13 protein-coding genes are annotated in these 18,778 nt (G+C 46.9%); 7 read left to right on the top strand and 6 right to left on the bottom strand.

Translation table 11 applies throughout. The features are described 5' to 3' along the window. Positions 1 to 68 precede the first annotated feature (68 nt). The 3 genes from KAI36_RS25885 (at position 69) to KAI36_RS25875 (ending at position 4,805) form a co-directional block, all read left to right on the top strand. Complete coding sequence (locus KAI36_RS25885) at positions 69 to 1,418, top strand: sodium-dependent transporter (RefSeq protein WP_013312591.1); 1,350 nt, start codon at positions 69 to 71, stop codon at positions 1,416 to 1,418. 276 nt (positions 1,419 to 1,694) lie between these two features. Then, complete coding sequence (locus tag KAI36_RS25880) at positions 1,695 to 3,653, top strand: acyltransferase family protein (RefSeq protein WP_258382226.1); 1,959 nt, start codon at positions 1,695 to 1,697, stop codon at positions 3,651 to 3,653. A 195-nt stretch (positions 3,654 to 3,848) separates the two neighbouring features. After that, positions 3,849 to 4,805 (top strand): polysaccharide deacetylase family protein, encoded by a 957-nt coding sequence (locus tag KAI36_RS25875; RefSeq protein ID WP_220026390.1) that lies wholly within the window; start codon positions 3,849 to 3,851, stop codon positions 4,803 to 4,805. 77 nt (positions 4,806 to 4,882) lie between these two features. Here the strand turns inward: KAI36_RS25875 and KAI36_RS25870 are convergent, their stop codons facing one another. The 3 genes from KAI36_RS25870 to KAI36_RS25860 all read right to left on the bottom strand — a co-directional run bounded on the left by KAI36_RS25870 (position 4,883) and on the right by KAI36_RS25860 (position 9,057). Beyond that, on the bottom strand, positions 4,883 to 6,010 hold the full coding sequence (locus KAI36_RS25870; protein ID WP_220026389.1) for a glycoside hydrolase family 88/105 protein: 1,128 nt from the start codon (positions 6,008 to 6,010) through the stop codon (positions 4,883 to 4,885). Positions 6,011 to 6,059: 49 nt separating this feature from the next. Further along, a complete protein-coding gene (locus KAI36_RS25865) occupies positions 6,060 to 7,592 on the bottom strand; it encodes an MFS transporter (RefSeq protein WP_025719365.1) in 1,533 nt (510 codons plus the stop codon). A 112-nt stretch (positions 7,593 to 7,704) separates the two neighbouring features. Further along, entirely contained in the window at positions 7,705 to 9,057 is a 1,353-nt protein-coding gene (locus KAI36_RS25860) for a right-handed parallel beta-helix repeat-containing protein (protein ID WP_025719367.1), read from the bottom strand. 331 nt (positions 9,058 to 9,388) lie between these two features. Between KAI36_RS25860 and lepB the strand changes: the two genes are divergently transcribed. Next, positions 9,389 to 10,009 carry a signal peptidase I gene (gene lepB / locus KAI36_RS25855; RefSeq protein WP_220026388.1) on the top strand — a complete coding sequence of 207 codons (621 nt, stop codon included), beginning with the start codon at positions 9,389 to 9,391 and terminating at the stop codon, positions 10,007 to 10,009. A gap of 59 nt (positions 10,010 to 10,068) precedes the next feature. Here the strand turns inward: lepB and KAI36_RS25850 are convergent, their stop codons facing one another. Continuing rightward, positions 10,069 to 11,271, bottom strand: a complete 1,203-nt coding sequence (locus tag KAI36_RS25850; protein ID WP_276572452.1) for a GTP-binding protein — start codon at positions 11,269 to 11,271, stop codon at positions 10,069 to 10,071. A gap of 326 nt (positions 11,272 to 11,597) precedes the next feature. Between KAI36_RS25850 and KAI36_RS25845 the strand changes: the two genes are divergently transcribed. Then, entirely contained in the window at positions 11,598 to 13,286 is a 1,689-nt protein-coding gene (locus KAI36_RS25845) for a methyl-accepting chemotaxis protein (protein WP_220026386.1), read from the top strand. Between the two features lie 103 nt (positions 13,287 to 13,389). Here KAI36_RS25845 and KAI36_RS25840 read toward each other — a convergent pair whose 3' ends face one another. Beyond that, positions 13,390 to 14,220 (bottom strand): carbohydrate ABC transporter permease, encoded by an 831-nt coding sequence (locus KAI36_RS25840; protein WP_013312583.1) that lies wholly within the window; start codon positions 14,218 to 14,220, stop codon positions 13,390 to 13,392. Then, positions 14,220 to 15,116: a carbohydrate ABC transporter permease gene (locus tag KAI36_RS25835; protein ID WP_013312582.1), complete on the bottom strand. Its 897-nt coding sequence runs from the start codon at positions 15,114 to 15,116 to the stop codon at positions 14,220 to 14,222. The genes KAI36_RS25840 and KAI36_RS25835 overlap by 1 nt, the downstream gene beginning before the upstream one ends. Positions 15,117 to 15,238: 122 nt before the next feature. Between KAI36_RS25835 and KAI36_RS25830 the strand changes: the two genes are divergently transcribed. Both KAI36_RS25830 and KAI36_RS25825 read left to right on the top strand, forming a co-directional pair. After that, complete coding sequence (locus KAI36_RS25830; RefSeq protein WP_220028211.1) at positions 15,239 to 17,098, top strand: cache domain-containing sensor histidine kinase; 1,860 nt, start codon at positions 15,239 to 15,241, stop codon at positions 17,096 to 17,098. Continuing rightward, complete coding sequence (locus tag KAI36_RS25825; protein ID WP_220026385.1) at positions 17,091 to 18,737, top strand: response regulator; 1,647 nt, start codon at positions 17,091 to 17,093, stop codon at positions 18,735 to 18,737. The genes KAI36_RS25830 and KAI36_RS25825 overlap by 8 nt, the downstream gene beginning before the upstream one ends. Positions 18,738 to 18,778: the final 41 nt, after the last annotated feature.

The following is an 18,778-nucleotide window of genomic DNA, read 5'->3' as shown; positions in this document are numbered from 1 at the left end:
ATGAGTAAAAATTATTTATGTACGCATGCTCATGTTTATGCGTAAGTAGAGAGAATGAGGGGGATATAATGAATTTGAGCAAGGGGCAGAATAGCCTGTCTGATAAAAATGAACGCTTCTCGTCTGCTGGATTCATATTGGCGGCGATCGGGAGTGCGGCAGGACTAGGTAACATATGGAAATTTCCGTATATTACAGGACAATATGGCGGAGCTGCATTTTTCTTATTGTTTATTGTCTGCCTGTTGCTTGTTGGTTTGCCTGTACTTTTAGCAGAGCTTGCGCTTGGTCGTGCGGGTCGAGGAAGTGCTGCTTCTGCAATGGTAAAAGTAGGCGGTCATCCGATTTGGGGCAAGATGAGCATCATGTTTGTTATCGTGCCTTTTGTTATCTTATCGTTCTATGCCATTGTAGGAGGCTGGACACTGCATTATGCCGTAGAGGCATTTAGCGGAAATCTGTTTTCAAATAATGATTTTGCTGGACAGTTCGCTTCTTTTTCCTCCGGGTATGCGCCGTTGGTTTGGCTGTTAGTTGTTTTTGCATTTACAGCAGTCGTGGTTACTCTTGGGGTATCAAACGGGATTGAAAAGTTCAATAAAATTTTGATTCCTGCCAAGGTCATCCTGTTGCTCGTGTTGATGATTAACGCTCTTATGCTGCCAGGCTCTGGTGCGGGCGTATCCTTCTTTCTGAATCCCGACTTCTCTAAGCTTAGTATAGAGTCTGCATTGGTTGCTTTGGGACATGCCTTCTTCTCACTCTCACTGGGGATGGGAATTATGATCACGTACGGTGCGTACGTGGATCGCCGTCAATCGCTGGGTGGAGCCATGCTGGCAGTTGGTGGCGGAGATTTAATCTATGCGTTTATCGCAGGTATGATTATTTTCCCTACAACCTTCTCCTTCGGAATTAACCCAGCTCAAGGACCATCGCTGGTTTTCATTGCTTTACCGGCTGCTTTCTCGGCAATGCCTTTTGGTGCATTCTTCGGCGGTTTGTTCTTCGTACTGCTGGCGGTTGCTGCATTAGGTTCTATGGTATCCTTGCTGGAAGTTCCAGTAGCCTATGTCATGGAGCGTATGCGTTGGAGCCGGGTTCGCTCCGTTATCGTCGTATCGGTCCTGTGCTTGATGCTGGGCGTCCCTTCTGCATTGTCCATGGGCCTGGTGCCGGAATTAAAAGTGGGGGATAAATCATTCTTTGATTTCGTAGACTTCACCGCGTCCAACATCTTCTTACCGTTAGGCGGTTTGTTGATTGTTATATTCACAGGTTATTACTGGAAGACTGCGGCTGAGCATGCGAACATCAAACCCTTCTGGTTCAACGTATGGTTATTCGGTCTTCGGTATGTTGCACCGATCCTGATGTTGTTGGTCTTCCTTCATACCTCAGGTATCATCAAATTTTAAGAGAATAGAATACTAATAAAAAGGCATTTTCTTCCTAAGGGAAGAGATGCCTTTTTTTGTATATCTATCAGTGGTTACCTAACTGTGGAAAGGAATGATATAATAAAAACATTGTCATTAATTTTAACTTCATTGAAATCATTACGATTATGAAGTTTTATATAATGAATGAAAAGGCTACAGGGCATCGCACAGACGATGTGCAGGAGAGGGAAAGGGCAGAAGAGCATTGAAACAGACAGGGAGCTTGAATTTGCAAGAAGGACGGCGGCTGAAATGAAGTCTAAACAATTGCCGTCACAACGTCGTTATATGCCAGGTTTGGATGGATTAAGAGCGCTGGCGGTCATCGCAGTCATTGTCTATCATCTGAATCCGGATTGGTTGCCGGGTGGTTTGTTGGGTGTAGGCGTGTTTTTTACTTTGTCGGGGTATCTGATTACAGATATTTTGGTGAGTCAGTGGGATACATATCATAGTTTTAAAATGAAAGATTTCTGGTTGCGTCGTGCCAGAAGGTTGCTGCCTGCCATGTTGACGGTTGTGGCTGTCATTGTCCTGTGCTCGTTTCTTTTCGATCCGTCACGGCTAACGGCCTTGCGCGGAGATGTACCTGCCGCATTGGTGTATATGAGCAATTGGTGGTTTATCTTCCATCAGGTTTCGTATTTTGAAAGTTTCGGCCCACCTTCTCCGCTTGGGCATCTGTGGTCGCTGGCGGTGGAGGAGCAGTTTTATATCTTGTGGCCTTTACTACTGGCGCTTGGGCTAAAATTCATGCCCAAGCGTATTGTGCTCGCAGGCTGGGTGACTTGTCTGGCGTTAATCTCTGCACTCCTGATGGCAGTGATTTACGTACCAGGAAGCGACCCGAGCCGGGTGTATTATGGCACGGATACGCGCGGATTTGCTCTGCTAATTGGTGCGGCGCTGGCCTTGGTGTGGCCGAGCGGCAAGCTGAAAGAGCAAGCTTCTCCTAAGGCGCGTATGCTTCTGGACAGCATCGGTGCAATAAGCTTGCTGCTGCTTTGTCACTGGGCGTGGGCCTCGAATGAATATGACCCATCTCTGTACCGGGGCGGCCTGCTGGGCATAGCTTTGGTCACTGCTATTGTGGTCGCAGCGTTGGCACATCCGGTAAGCCACCTTGGTCGTCTCCTTGGAATCAAGCCGCTACGCTGGATTGGAGCCCGTTCCTACGGACTGTATCTGTGGCATGTTCCGGTTATTACGCTAACGACGCCTCAAGTAGATACCGATGGCGTGCATGTGATGCGTATCATTTTACAATTGCTAGCTACCGTATTGCTGGCGTCTCTCTCATTTAAATATATCGAGGAGCCGATCCGCCATGGAGGATTCCGCCACTGGATCACAGAAATCCGTTCAGCGGTTCGTAGACAGGCGCAGTGGAGATGGATGCCTACAACTACAGCGGCTGTGCTCTTTGCAGGTATTCTCGTGGGTACCGTCCACCTGTACGTGGCGTCTCCTGATGCAACGATTCAGGCGGCATCAAGTGATGAGAAGCCAGTCGCAAAGGCAAAGGCGATGCCGCCGCTTCACGGAACGGTATCCGTGGCTTCCAAGGAGCCCAAAGCCATCAAGCTGCAAGGGTCTGAGGGCAGCAAGGTGCAGGCCCCAGTCTCGTCTCAATCCCAGACGCCTAAAAACACGACGGCCCAGGCTGGTACTACGGACGATGTTACGAAACCGTCGGAACCTTCGGACAAACCCAAAGAAGCTACGCCTATTACAGGTGATGGGTCGAGTGTGACCGCCATTGGAGACTCTGTCATGTTGGATGTACAGTCGTACATTCAGGATTCCTTCCCGGGAGCTGTTGTAGATGGACGGATCGGCCGTCAGATGGCGGAGGCGCCTGCCGTACTGGAGCAGCTAAGACAGAACGGACAGCTGGGTAAGACAGTTATTATTGAGCTGGGCACGAACGGCGCTTTCACCAAGGATCAGTTAGCGAATTTGCTGGCCAGTCTGAAGGATACGAAGCATATTATACTCGTGAATACCCGTGTGCCTCGGCCGTGGGAGAGTATTGTGAACAAGCACCTTGCCGAAGCAGCGTCCCAGGACCCGCGAATTACAATGATTGACTGGTATGCAGCCAGCTCTGGTAAAAATTCATATTTCGAGCATGATGGAGTACATTTAAAACCTAGTGGTGCTAAAGCTTATGCGTCCTTGTTGGCTCAGGCCTTAACGAAACAATCGTAATAAACTGCAATGATACTCATAAATTATGCAAATGCAAGACAAGAAAGCCACCGGGAGTAGGTTGTCCTCTGGTTGAAGTGCATCCCTAAATTTTCATCGGCTAAACCTAAGGGTTTTTCCCATGTCCATTCTAAGGTGTGTACATCAACCCTGATCCGGTGGTTTTTCTTATTTTAGTGGGAGGTACATAAGCTAATGGAAAAGGGCTATTCACATAGTAGGACAAGAGAACACCGCTTGAAGAGGAACAGAAAAAGACTAATTTTAATTGCTATTATATTATTTGTGGCAGGCTGTATTACTTTCATTGCGATAAAGGTCTCAGATAACAAAACACATGCGCCAACACAGGAGCTTGCAAAAAAAACAGATTCCGTATCCAAGGACTCATCAAAAGGTAAAGTAAATGCGGGGGCAAATGGTAAAGTAGTCTCTCCAAAAAGCGACCCCGCAGTAGAAGATGGTGCCTTTGTCGAAAAATATTTAAAACAGCAAATGCTAGGGCAGATGCCCGATGGAGCTGATGGTAAAAAAGTGGCCTACTTATCCTTTGATGATGGTCCATCCGTGACGGTCACACCTCAGATATTAGATATTCTGAAAAAGCAGAAGGTCAAGGCAACTTTTTTTATTGTAGGTAAAGAAGCCAATGAAAATGAGCATACCAGGAACCTTATCAAAAGAATTGTTAAAGAGGGTCACGCGATAGGAAACCATACGTACTCACATAATTATAAATATTTATATCCGAACAGACGAGTAAATACGGATCATGTTATGCAGGAGATCGAGAAGAACAATCAGGTTCTAAAAAGTATTCTGGGGCCAGAATTCTCCACTAGAATGATTCGATTCCCCGGGGGGCACATGACATGGAACAGAAGAGATCCACAGGGAATGGCTGCTTTGGATAAGGTTTTACTTCAAAAGGATTACCATCAGGTGGACTGGAATGTATTAACGAAGGATGCAGAGGGGAAATCCAAGAAGGCACCGGCACTAATCAACCAGTTTATAAGGTCAGTCAAAGGTCGAGAAAAAGCAATCATACTCATGCATGACACCTATGGTAAAGAAGAAACCGCAAAAGCGTTGCCTCAAATTATAGAATTTCTAAAGAAACAGGGATATGAGTTTAAGGTTATGAAGTAGGATATGTTTATATGTAAGAAAAGGACGGGGCTGATGGCCACCGTCCTTTTCGCAATTAAGGTTTATAGCTCGCGTGTTTAGATGCGTTCTGCTTCACCCATCGCCTGAATGAAAGCTCCGATACCTTTGGGATCGTTGGTTATAATCGGCTCGCTGATATAGTAAGCGAAGGTGCCATCCCGACGATCTTTACCACCCAAACCGCTTACTTGCACCGTTTTGTTCAGATTCACGAGTCCTTCTTCAGTAATCGTGATAAATTCATCGATAATTCCCTTACGGATGATTTCTGCCTCTTGACGATACTGCTCTGGCAGATAGCCTTTGCGAACGCCCTTGGCAATAGCATAGAGAATCATGCAGGAAGCAGAGGCTTCCAGATAGTTGCCTTTCACATGGCCCAGGTTGAGCACTTGATAAAAGACTCCACTTTCTTTATCACGCACTTTCAGCAGGGCTTCCAGTGTTTCCGTCAGCATATCAATCAGGACGGGACGGTCTGCATGATCCTCTGGAATATAGTCCAGCACGTCAACGAGTGCCATAACGAACCAACCCATAGAGCGTCCCCAAAAATTCTTAGAGCAGCCTGTTTCCGGGTTGCACCAATGCTGCTCACCCTTCTCATCCCAGGCATGGTAGAGCAGGCCTGTTTTAGGATCACGTGTATGTTCGTAGCAGAGCTTGAATTGCAGGGTCACATCGTCAAACTCTGACGGATCTCCGAATTCACGGATAAATTCAGCGTAGAACGGGGCGCCCATGTATAAGCCGTCGAGCCAAATTTGATACGGATAAATTTGCTTATGCCAGAATGCACCTTCGCTTGTGCGCGGGTGTTTTTCCAGCTGACTGCGTAATTGGTAGGCTGCCTTTTTATATCGTTCATCTCCTGTAGCACGATACAGAGAGAAGAGCAGCTTACCGTTATTCACATGGTCAATATTGTACTCATCTACTTTATAGCGCTGAATAACGCCATTTTCGTCAACAAAATGATCCATATGTTTCTTTATAAATTCCATATACTTGGGATCGCCTGTCAGTTCGCCAACCCATTCCAGACCTCTGTAAATGACGCCGTGGTCATATTCCCATTTTTCGTAAAATTCTGGACTCCGTTGTAGAACGGAATCGCTCATACGTACTGCCCAAGAATCTGTTTTTGTAGGACTGGTTGTTGGTTGTGATGTTGGATTTGCCATGATACAGTCACCTCTTTAGTAAATGTTTAATCTGTATTTGTTATTGTTATTACATAGACGGAGTGTGTGTTTTAGGGTCAACGGGTTTGTTCTTAAAGCCCACATTATTGTTGCCCCAGCACCGATCGTAATGGAAACCTGTCAGTTCCTCGAATACCTTTCGTGCTTCCGGTTTGGCTGATTTCATGGAGCCGCCATTTTTAAGACGGTCAATTTCGGCGATCAGCTTCTTGTGGCTGTCAATATCCAGCTTCATCACGACAGACGCAATCATACCGATGATCGCAAGAACGATGGTACCGACCACGAGTACATAAAAGATGGCGTGCTGAGCAGCGACTGGCTGACTATCGGCCCCAGATACAAAGCCAAAATGCTGTAATACCCAGCCGAGAATGAAGACGACAACGGCCCGCACCATTTTTCCGGCAAAAGTCATCATACCTGCATAAATACCTTCCCGGCGACGGCCGGTCAACGCTTCATCCACATCGGCAAGGAACGTGTATTGATTCCAAGGGATGTAGTAGACGCCCCCTGTACCAAGTCCCATGAACAGTGTGATGACATATAGCCATACCATCGTATTAGAGGCTCCCGTTATATAGAGCAGGCCATAACCTGCTACGCTAAAGCAAACGACAACGAGGGCGGCGATGAAAGGCATACGGAACCCTTTACGCACACAGAATTGGATGAAGAAATAGGTAGAAATCAATTGAATGACAGAGTTAAAGCTGTTCAAATTGGATACCATCTCCGAGCTTTGGAACAAGGAGAAGACAATAAAGTACGTAAAAGCAGAAGTAAACAGCCACTCAGCTGAAAAGCCGCCCAGGTACATCCCGAGATGATGACGGAACGTCTTGACTCGGAAGGTAGAGGAAATGTCGACAAACAACTTTTTCATCGAATCTATAAAGGAAAGCGGAGCTTCACCTTCCAGTTCCTTTTGCAGTTCCTCACTTGGACGTTCCCAGGAGTTTTTATACAAGAATGCCATCGCAATCAGCAGAATAGCCGCAAAAACGAGACCGGTATAAAAGAAAGGCAATGGAGAGTCTTTGCCATACTCAGCAATAAAGCGACCAGGGATAAAAGCAGCGGCAAAATTGGCGATTTTGCCGAACATGGCCTTCCATCCGGTCAATCTGGAGCGTGCGCCGAAATCTCGGGTCATCTCTGACGCTAGTGCTTCATACGGCACCATGACAGAGGTATACACCAGTTCAAACAGTACGTACGTACTCAGGTAATACCAGAAGCCCAACCCATCTACCCAAAGCATCGGATACACGAGCATCAGCGGGATACCCATCATGATGAAAAAGCGTCGTCTGCCGAATTTACGGCCCAAGCGGGTCCGGTGAAAGTTATCGCTGATAAAGCCCATGACCGGATTGCTGACTGCATCTATGATGCTGGCAACAGAGAAAATGGCCGCGGCCTGAACGGGAGACAGTCCGCAAAAGGTTGTATAAAAGTACATTAACCATGCACCGCTAATCGCAAGTGCGCCACTTCCCAGCATGTTACCGCTTCCATAGGCGAGTGTATGTTTCAGTGTGATTCTTCGTTCCATGATCTGTTCACCTCATATTTTGTCTGGTTATGAGGACAATCACCGGTCGCTATATTATGCAGAATTGTCTAAGTTGGTAGATGGGCCAGGGCGTCCTGATTAGGCGGGGCTTTTAACGTGCCCCTATATTTTTTCCGCTCGGAGTACCCGAGCCGATCAGATCGCTTCCTTTGGCCAGCTTAAGGAAATCACCGAGCTGGATGGAACCGTCTGCACTTCGAGTGATAGAAGGCGTGAGGCTAACAAAGTCGTCTGCACTGACTACCAGACCTTTGGCATTCGTCGATTTCTTGTTTTTCCACCAAACGCTAGAGTCGTCCTGATCTGTACCGCTTGTTTTATCACTTGCTGTTCCTTCAAAAGAAAGATTGTTAATGAACACGTGATCACCCTTGTCAAAAGCAAAATTACTTTGTCCATTGTCCCACGAGGTATTATTGGTCAACGTAATGCTGCCGGGGTTGCTATTGTAGGTGAAGCCGTGTTTTTTGTTCTGGAAAGCAATACTGTTTTTCACAATATGGTTGACTTTGATTTTGTCTCCACCCAGCTTAAATCCGTTGCCGTCGCTGTTCGCGGTAGACGTTCCATCTGCGGTCTGCCCGTTGTGGTGGGCCACACTGTTCAAAATGGTTACTTCGCCGATGGGACCCGTTTCGGTTTTGCTATACAAATCCCAGCCATCGTCTACGTTGTACGCAGCCAAGCAGTTATCAAACACATTGCCTGATCCCACAGTCAATTTGGCAGCGAAGCCATCGGCATCCTCACCATTATCGGGATCAGCGTTATCGTGAGAGTAAGAATTCAAAATCAAATTGTTCGAAGGCCACTCACTAGTGGAAGCATTAGGCGAGTAACGTCCAAGCTGAAGTCCAGTATCCCGGTTGTGGTGGGTTTCCACGTTTTCGATTCGGTTATTGCTGCCGCCGATATAGATACCATTATCTCCGGCACCCTTTACTTCAAGGCCCTTTACTAGCCAAAAGTCTCCGTTAAGCTGAAGTCCACGATTGGCTGAACCAAAGGCTTGAGCAGAGAAATCAAGTACCGGCTTTTCACTACCGTAAGCGACCAACCCTTTGAGTGAGCCGTTATTGCCGCTGTTTTCACGCTGAATTGTAATCGTTGAGGAGTAAGTGTAGTTACCACCGCGCAGATAAATAGTTTTACCAGGAGCAATTTGTGTAAGTGCTGCTTCGAGCGTGGTAGGACTGGATATTGTACCCGGATTGGACACGTTACCATTTGGCGCCACATACAAATCTCCTGCCGCTAACGTTGTGGAGACAGCTGTTGCGTCGGTTGTACTAACTGCCTCTTCTGTGAGTGCGGAAGAAGGGATGTCGTTGGATGACGTATCTGCGTAAGCGGTTCCAATAAGACAAGAAGAAGCGAAAACAAAAGAAACACCGAGCCTTAGAGCGTTAAACCCATTTTTTGGACGATCATTCCGTTTAAACATGTAAATTCCTCCTCATTTGAGTTCTTATTTTAAAAGAAGATAGCATCTATAAAAGTGGCTCATGCTGTCTTTCCACTAAAAACAGGACACCTCCTGGGGTGACAGATTGATCTAACCTATGTCTAAAACGCTCTAAGAAGTATATGCACAGTGTAATATATGTTAACGTTTGCATCAACAGTTTTTTACTGTTTTTTTGATATTGTGAAAAAAAGTTCACACTTTTGTTTCAACTAAAAATGCAGTTTTGCCAGACTGGGAAAATTTGATTATACTTAAACATTATACATATACTAGAAATGAAAACTGTGAGAAAAGGTGGGTTTAGCGCATGGAGAGTGGAAATCATTTGACGGATCCAACTGTCGAACAATTGCAGGAAAAGCAGCCACGAGTGAAAAATGAGATGATCGATTGGTTTAAAGCCATTATTGTAGCCATTGTGCTCGTGTTCATTATACGTTGGCTATTATTTGCGCCATTTATTGTTGAGGGAGCGTCCATGGAACCGAATTTCAAGACAGATGAACGAGTGGTCGTGAACAAGATGATTTATGATTTTCGTGATCCCAAGCCGAGTGAGGTTGTTGTATTCCATGTGAGAAAGGAACAAAAAGACTTTATTAAGCGTGTTATTGGAGTGGCTGGGGATACGATTCAGTATCAAGGCGATCATCTTTATGTGAACGGTAAGAAAGTAGAGGAGTCATACATTCAGGGAGCTATTCAGGATGCGCACGCCAAGGGAGAACTATATAACAATGTCGATTTTCCAAATGGAACCATAACCGATTCCAAGGTACCTGAGGGTTATATTTTTGTGATGGGCGACCACCGCAATAATAGTAGGGATAGTCGTGCTATTGGCTTTGTTTCTATTAAAGATATCGTTGGCCGTGCGGATGTGATTTTTTGGCCGGTGGATAGCGCGCAATGGGTTAAGCATAAATAATATAAGAGCGCCTAAGAGGGGGGATTCCTCACTTAAGGCGCTTTTATTTTATAACCTCATTATATTTTTTTCGTAAACGGGTCAGGCAGCTTGCGCCAATCCTGCTCCATTTCTTCAGGGGTCAGCAGTGTCTCATCCAGAGTGCGCTCGATCTCTTCCCGGTTCATATCGATACCAATAAATACGAGCTTGGTCACCCGGTCACCATACTTTTCGTCCCAGTCAGGTGTCTTTTCGAAATCTTCGCCAAGATAGTATTGGCGTTCTTCTTCAGTCAAAGCAGATACCCACAGTCCTGCGCGTGCGAATTGTTTGGAGCTACCCGCCTGACTGAATGTAAAAGCAGTGCGGTTCTGCGTGGCGAGCCACACCAATCCCTTGGAACGTACAACCTCAGCAGGCCATTGAGCCAGCCATTTCAACAAACGTTCGGGATGAAATGGGATTTTGCGCTTGTACACAAACGAAGCAATGCCATATTCTTCTGTCTCCGGTACGTGCTCTTCTTTGTTCATTTCCTGTATCCAGCCTGCCGACTGACTAGCTGTTTCAAAATCGAAGCGATGCGTGTTCAAAATCTCTTTTGGGTCCACCTTACCATACTCGGAACGGATGATTTTGGCGTTTGGTTGAATGCCGCGTAACGCTTTTTCCAATCGTTCCAGCTCCTCAGGGGATACCAGATCGCATTTGTTAATGATCAGCACATCACAAAATTCCACCTGTTCTATGAGCAGATCAACGATGCCGCGTGCATCCTCTTCTGCCACTTCCTGTCCGCGATCCCTGAGGGAGTCCCTAGAGTAGAAGTCTTTCCAAAATTCTGGTGCATTCACGACGGTGACCATAGTATCCAGTCGGGTCAGCTTGGTCAAATCAATTCCATTTTCCTCATCTACATAACTGAAAGTCTGGGCTACCGGAATGGGCTCACCTATACCCGTGGACTCGATAAGAATATAGTCAAACCTTTTGTCGAGTGCCAGTCGTTCTACCTCTTTTAATAAATCTTCCCGCAAGGTGCAGCAGATGCAACCGTTGGACATTTCCACCAGCTTCTCATCCACACGAGATAATCCTCCACCGTCACGAACGAGATCAGCATCAATGTTTACCTCACTCATATCATTGACAATGACGGCTACCCGCAAGCCTTCCCGGTTGTTCAGCACATAGTTCAGCAGGGTGGTTTTGCCGGAGCCGAGGTACCCGCTTAGTACCGTGACCGGTATTTTCTTTTCCAATTCCATAGCGTTTGCCAACGTAATCACTCTTCCCTTCGAAAGTATCATGAAATGTCGAATGTGCTGTAGTGGTTATCATGCGAGATAGGAAAGCAGATGTGCTTTCTTTGTCTTTCTTTAATCGTAATAATTACGAATAGTAAAATTAGTAAATCATTATTAAGAGGAATTGTCAAGGAAGGTAAGGTCACCTGATAAGAACTGTATTAATTTTCAAATCGAAAATAATTAAAATTTTAGGTAATTTGTACGATAAAATAAGTATCCATGATGGAACAGATTCAGCTTAAGTTGTATAGCGTTGTGACGGCATGGCGTCAGATTAGAGAGGACGTATCCAATACATGCGGACAATAGGAATAGGCACAAAAATTAGTGGTATGGTGATCGGCATTTTGATAGTGTTGTCTGTCGTGATCGCTTATGTGGCTACTAGCCGAATGCAGGAGGGTATTGAGGCTTTTGCTACCGAAAAGGCTAAAAATGACTTGAATATGGCAACCCGCCTAGTGGACTACAAATATAGCGGGGCATGGCAGATCAAGGACGGGCAATTATATAAGGGGAGCCAACGGATTAACAATAATGAGGAAATCGTCGATGAAATTGGCGGGGCAACAGGCGATACGGTGACTTTCTTTCAAGGGGAGCAACGGGTAGCGACGAATGTCATGCTGGAGGGCAAACGCGCTGTAGGCACAAAAGTATCGGAGAAAGTGGCTACCGTTGTCTTAAAGCAGGGTCAGCCCTATTATGGTCAAGCGGTGGTAGTTGGCAAAACGTATCAAGCTGCGTACACACCCATTCGCAGTGCAGACGGTGCTGTGATTGGCATTCTGTATGTAGGTGCATCGCAATCGATTATTGACGGGATCATTAGCGGGTTTATCCGCCAGTTTATGATTGTGATTGCCATTGCCATTGCGATATCGCTAACTGTGATTCTCTGGTACATGAGCAGGGTAAACCGCAGACTGAGCCGTGTAGGCCAAGCGCTCGCCAAGGCAGGTCAGGGAGATTTTACTTCTGTCCTGCTTGACCGGAGTGGAGATGAGCTTGGGCGGCTGAGTGTCAACTATAATGAAATGCGAGAAAATTTGAGCATTTTGATTTCCGAGGGCATGCATGCTTGTGGAGCGGTATCCGATTCAACGGGGCGGCTTGCCGTCATTGCTGAAGCATCGACCAGACAGGCCAATAGGATTGCAGACACCATCCGGCAGGTTGCAGATGGAGCCGAAGCGCAGACCCGAAGCGTGTTGGAAAATCAGACGGCGATGGAAGAGATGGCTCAGGGCATTCAGAATGTCGCGGAAAACGCCTCGGAGATTGCCGAAGCTGCTATCTACTCCAAGCAGCAGGCGGAGGCAGGCGCGGAAACCGCACGCCTCACGGTGGAACAGGTGGGGGAACTGCATTCGTCCATCCAGCATACGGATGCTCTGATTCAAGCGCTACACCGTCAATCAGGTGAAATCACCGGAATCATGCAGGTTATTCAGGGAATATCTGAACAGACGGGACTGCTGGCGTTGAATGCTTCTATTGAAGCTGCTCGCGCAGGTGAGCAGGGACGAGGATTCGAGGTTGTAGCATCCGAGGTGCGGAAGCTAGCAGATCAATCGGGAATAGCCTCCCGTCAAGTGGCGCAGCTCATCCAAAACATTGATGGAGATGTACAGCGCTCGGCGGAAGCGATTGGACATGTGGTAGCGCATGTGGACAGCGGGCTGCGGATGATGAACGAGACACATGACAGCTTCGAACATATCGTAGAAAGAAGCACTCACATTGCAGAACGGATCGAAAGCATGGCAGCAACCGCAGAACAAATGTCAGCAGGTGTGCAGGAAGTTACCGCTTCTGCTACTGAAATTATTGTCATCGCCCGCAGGACGAGCGGCGGCTCACAGGAAGTGTCGGTTGCAGCCTCTGACCAGATGGAAGAGATTAACCGCCTAAATACCTGCTCTGCTGATCTACAGCTTGCTATGGAAGAGATGCTGAAAGCGCTAGGCCAGTTTAAGGCTTAATGAATACTGTACAGAAGCCCATGATGGATATCACGAAGAAAAGAGGACTTGCGCGAACAACACGCAAGTCCTCTTTTTTTGCATCTGGCTTCGAATACTTGACTCAGCCTTTGACGGCTCCGGCGACGACGCCTTTGACAATGTATTTTTGCAGAAAAATAAATACGATAATGGAAGGCAGCACAGCCATTACCATCGCGGTCATGGCGTATTGCCAGTCGGACGTATACTGTCCAACGAAGGTGTAGGCGGCCAGCGTCAGCGTTTTGGTGCTAGGTGAGCCGTTAACCATGAGAAGCGGAAGCAGAAAATCGTTCCAAATCCACATCACGTCGATAATGACAATGGTGGCGGTGACTGATTTCAGCAAGGGAAAAATCACGGAAAAGAAAAGCCGGAAGCCCGAGGCCCCATCGATTTTAGCGCTTTCGTCGATCTCAGCCGGAATACCTTTCACGAAGCCGTGATAGATAAACACTGCCAGCGGTGCGCCGAAGCCCCAATACAGCAAGCCAAGGCCCCAAGTGCTGTCTGCCAAATTTAAGTCTTTCGCCAGTCGCAAGACAGTGAGCATGATGGACTGAAATGGGATCAGCATCGGCATAATGCACAGCATGTAAATCACGGAACTCCATTTGCTTTTGGTTCTTGCCAGCTTGTAGGCCGCGATGGAAGATATCAGCACGATACCTGCCAGGCCGACGACGGTAATAATGGTGTTATTCAGAAATAGGCGTGGATAGTCGATGAATTTCCATACATATACGTAATTATCCAGCGAAAGCTGCTTGGGCAGCGCAATGACGTCGGTCATGACCTCAGCGAAGCTTTTGAACGAATTGTTAATGGCGAGAAACAGCGGGTACAAAAATAACAGTGATAATACAATCATGCCCGCTTCTAGCAAAATACGTCCCGTACGGCTGCGTTGCATCAGGCTTCAACCTCCCTGCGTTTAAAAATAGACAATTGAATAATCGTAATGATCAGGACTGCAACGAATAAAATCAATGCTTTGGCTGTTCCGTAGCCATACAGATTGTTCTGGAACGTGTCCCGGTAAATATCATACGCAATGCTGTATGTCGTACCTCCCGGTCCACCGCCGGTCAGAGATAAAATGACGTCAAACACTTTGATCGAGTTGGTCAGTGCCATGAAGACTGAGATCGTAATGGAAGGTGCGAGCATCGGTAGAATAATACTGAAAAATCTCCGAATCGGCCCCGCGCCATCAACAATGGCAGCTTCTTTTAGATCCTCTGGCACAGATTGTAAGCCTGCAATATAAATGACCATGTAAAATCCAATGGATTGCCAGATCGATACTGCCAAAATGGAAACAAACGCGAGCCCTTCCTCACCCAGCCAGCTTAGCTGGAAGATGCCCCAGCCTGTACTGTGTCCCAGTGACTCAAAGCCTTGCATGAAGATGAATTTCCATATAAATCCGACAATCACGAGACTGAGGATATACGGGATAAAGAAGGCCGCCCGCAGCCAAGCCGAGCTTTTCAGCTTCATATCGAGAACGAGCGCCAGCAAAATGGCCAGCACATTCACCAATACAATGTACAGGATGGCATACTTGACGGTAAACCAGGCTGCATGTGCAAAATTGGCGTCCCCAAGCAGGATTTGCTTGAAGTTATCCAGACCTACAAATTTCGGATGTTTGGATATGCCGTTCCACTTGGTCAGGGAATAGCGTATCGTCATCAAAAACGGAATATAAAATGCAATCGTAATGCACAAGATTACGGGCAGTGTGAATAAACCGAATTCCAGTTTACTACCCTTGTCGCCCCAGGTTCCCCTTTTTTTCAGCATAACGCACCTCTTTTTCTCAACATTTTCCGCTCTTTCGCTCCAAGCTGTTTAAGATATAATGAAAGTATAGGATAGCCCCTAGGGCCGGACCAATGGATTTAAGAAAACAGTTGAGGGTAAAAATGTGTACGCTTTCAAAAGGGGCGGTTATCATGATGTCAGAGCGCGTAGGAACGATTCTTCGCTCCATGTGGAGGAGGATCACGCAAAAATTAGTGAACAAACTCATTCTTCTTTTTACCACGGTGATTATTCTGGTGGTGGGCTCACTCACAATTATTTCCTATCAGATGATTGAAAAGGAGTCGGTTAACCATAGCATCGCCAGCACGACCAATAATCTGCTGCTGGTCAATCAGAATTTGGAGGATTACTTGGAGGGAATGCAGCAGTTGGCTCTTCCACAGCTACGTTATAACGATATCATGAACGCGATTGCCAATGAGAACCGGGACTATGCTTCGCGAATGGTCATTGAAGATTACTTGCGCAGCATGTTTTATTCACGTAATGATCTGGAAGCGATCTATCTGTACGTGGCGGACCGACATCAATACTATGTGGTTACCAGGGAGACGTACAACATTACGGTGCGCAAAGGAATAAACACGGATATTCCCAAGCTTCCTTGGTATAAAGAGGCGATGGCTAGTACCACGAACGAATCATTTCAATCCTTTGTGGGGTCCCGCTCTGATATGGGCTATGTGGCGCCAAAGGCCAGCTTTATGGCATACCATCGAGTGCTGAGGTCGATTGCATCCCGTCACCCGCAGGCGGTGCTGTCCTTTTATTACAATACGAGCGCCGTGGATGAAATCATGCAGAACATCCCACTGGGCAAAGGGGACCAATTGATGCTAATGAGCCCTAAAGGGGTTCCCTTTTATGTGAACAGCTTTCCGCTATATGAGCGGATGCGTGATTCCGGAGTGTTGGCACAGATTGGCAAGGGAGGAAGCGGGCGAGTAACGTGGTCAGATAGCAGTGGCAATCAGGAGTATTTGGTCGTCTATGATGCTGGTGAAAAAGATGGGTGGCAGCTCATCAAGCCCATCCCATACCGCCAGATTTATGAAGCAGCTACGACAACACGGAATTGGAGCTATGCCATCGGTGCTTTATTTTTAGGTGTGTCTATTATATTAGTGACACTGACCTCGAACGCCATTACCCGACCTTTACATAAGCTGTCCACCCAGATGAAGCGGTTTAGCACCGGAGATTTTGGGGCAACAGCTCCTGTGAAGGGACATGACGAGATTGCATATTTGTCGCTGCATTTTAACGAAATGGTCCAAAGAACCGAAGAACTTATTAATGAGCGCTATCGCATGAAGCTGGTCGAAAAGAACGCCATACTCAAGGCCTTGGAGGCTGAAATTAATCCTCATTTTCTGTACAATGCCCTGCAAGCCATATCTACACAGGCATTAAAGCGGGAGATGTTCGACATGGCGGATATGGTGGATGCATTGGCCCAAACGTTGCGGTATTCCATCAACGGCAAGGATATCGTAGTTGCCCGCGAAGAGCTCAAGCACATTGAACGGTATATAGGTCTGCAAAAAGCAAGGTTCGGGGCGAGACTGCGGGTCGAAGTGGTATGGGAGGAAGAGCTGATGGAGCTGCCGATCCCGAGATTATCCGTGCAGACGTTGGTGGAAAACGCTATCAAGCATGCGTTGGAAAAAGTATCAAGCGATATTCTGATCGTCATTTCAGCCGAATCGAGTTCTACAAATGCCACAATTGCAGTCAGGGACAACGGACCTGGAATTTCAGAGGACAAGCTGAGAATGGTGCTGGATTCATTCCATGAAAAATGGGAAGAACGGGAGAGCGAGCATATTGGTTTGAAAAATCTGAACACACGGCTGAAGCTTTTGTACGGAGATCAGGCAGGATTATTCATACTTACGGATGAAACGGGAACGGAAATGAGAATGCAAATTCCCCGGGGAGGAAGTAGTCATGTATAACGTATTGATTATTGACGATGAAGAGCCGTTGCGCGAAGCCATTCGTATCATCGGGGACTGGGACCGTCTGGGCATCGAACATATTTATGAGGCGACGAATGGAAGATTGGGACTGGAGCTGTTGGGTCAGCAACATATAGATGTGGTGATGGTCGATATGAAAATGCCTGAGCTGAACGGTATCGAATTTCTTCGTGCGATCGAAAAGGCATATCCCCATCTGCTGACGATTGTCATTAGCGGCTACAACGACTTTGAATTTACACGGCAGGCGATTCAATCCCGGGTGGTGGACTATCTGCTCAAACCTATCAATCGTCAGGATCTGAATCAGGCACTGCACAAAGCAGTGGACATTCTGGAAAGTCGAGAGCAAAGCAAAAACAAGTTCATTAGCCAGAACATTACGCTGAATATGTCACTGCCGAAGCTGAAAGAGAAGCTATATTTGTCCATTTTGGACGGTAGCTTTAAAAGGCAGGCCAATACGGCGTTGCTCCCATTGATCGGAGCGGATCAGAAGGGGAATCGCTTTGGGGTGATCGTGCTGCGGCTGCTGAACAGGGATGAGATTCGCAGGACGCGTTTTCATGGCGATGCCGATCTGATGGATTTTGCCGTGACCAATGTGTTAGCTCAGACGTCAGATAAACGGTTGAGTTGTTTTAGCTTCTCCCATCCGCGACGGGAGCGTGAGGTCGTTTCGATCTGTACCCTGGCCCCAGGACAAGAAGAACATATGGCCTTACTATTGGCACAAGTGACACAGAAGGCGGTGGCGAACCTGCATGGGCTATTCAGCATGGTGGTAGCTGCCGGATTGGGTAAGCTCTGTACAGATGTATTGGAGCTAGCGTCTGCTTATTTGGATGCCAAGACGCTCATCCACAGCACGGATGTGTTGAAGCTGGAAGGGGAGTCCATTCTTCATACAGTGCCACGGCAAATGGGTACGTTAGAGGAAATGTCATGGACAGAGCGACTATTGTCGATCCAAAAGGATGCTCAGACAGGTCAGGCAAACCGGGCAAAGGTACTGCTGGGCGATCTGCTGAAACAATTGGCATCAGGCCCTATTTTCCGTTTGCAGGATGCGGATCGAATGATGAAGGAGTTCCATTTTTTACTGAGAGAAGCTGCGATTGAGTTGGGTGCGTCTACGTCAGCGTTGAATCAAGATAGAGCTTTGGAAGAACCGGAGCACGTGGGTGAAGGCGATTTGTCTGCTGATTTTACGAGCTTTGTCCACTACGGTCAGAGATTGAATCGAATGCTGGAGCTTTACATTGCTGGGGTCCAACATGCTCAAACGGGGAACCAGCCCTTTGACATAACGGATATCAAAAGGCACATCGACCGTTATTATTTTGAGGATATCAAAATTTCGTTTTTTGCTGAAACCTATTTTTTGAGTCGGGAATACCTGATGAAGCTGTTCAAGCAGCAGTTTGGTTACGGTATTCACGAATATGTACAGAAGGTTAGAATGGACAAGGCGAAGGAGCTGCTGGGTGATTCTAGCCTGAAAATACAGGAAATCTCGGATATGCTCGGCTACAAAGATAAAAATTATTTCAGTAAGGCTTTTCGTAATTATTATCAGGTGTCACCGTCTGAGTATCGCGTGAGCCTGCAATAAACCACTTTTTTACCCTTAACGCTTCACTAATCTGCCTTTTT

The organism is Paenibacillus sp. S02, assembly GCF_019454065.1.
In the GTDB taxonomy this organism is placed as follows: domain Bacteria; phylum Bacillota; class Bacilli; order Paenibacillales; family Paenibacillaceae; genus Paenibacillus; species Paenibacillus polymyxa_B.
This window is presented reverse-complemented; position numbering and strand designations above follow the sequence as displayed.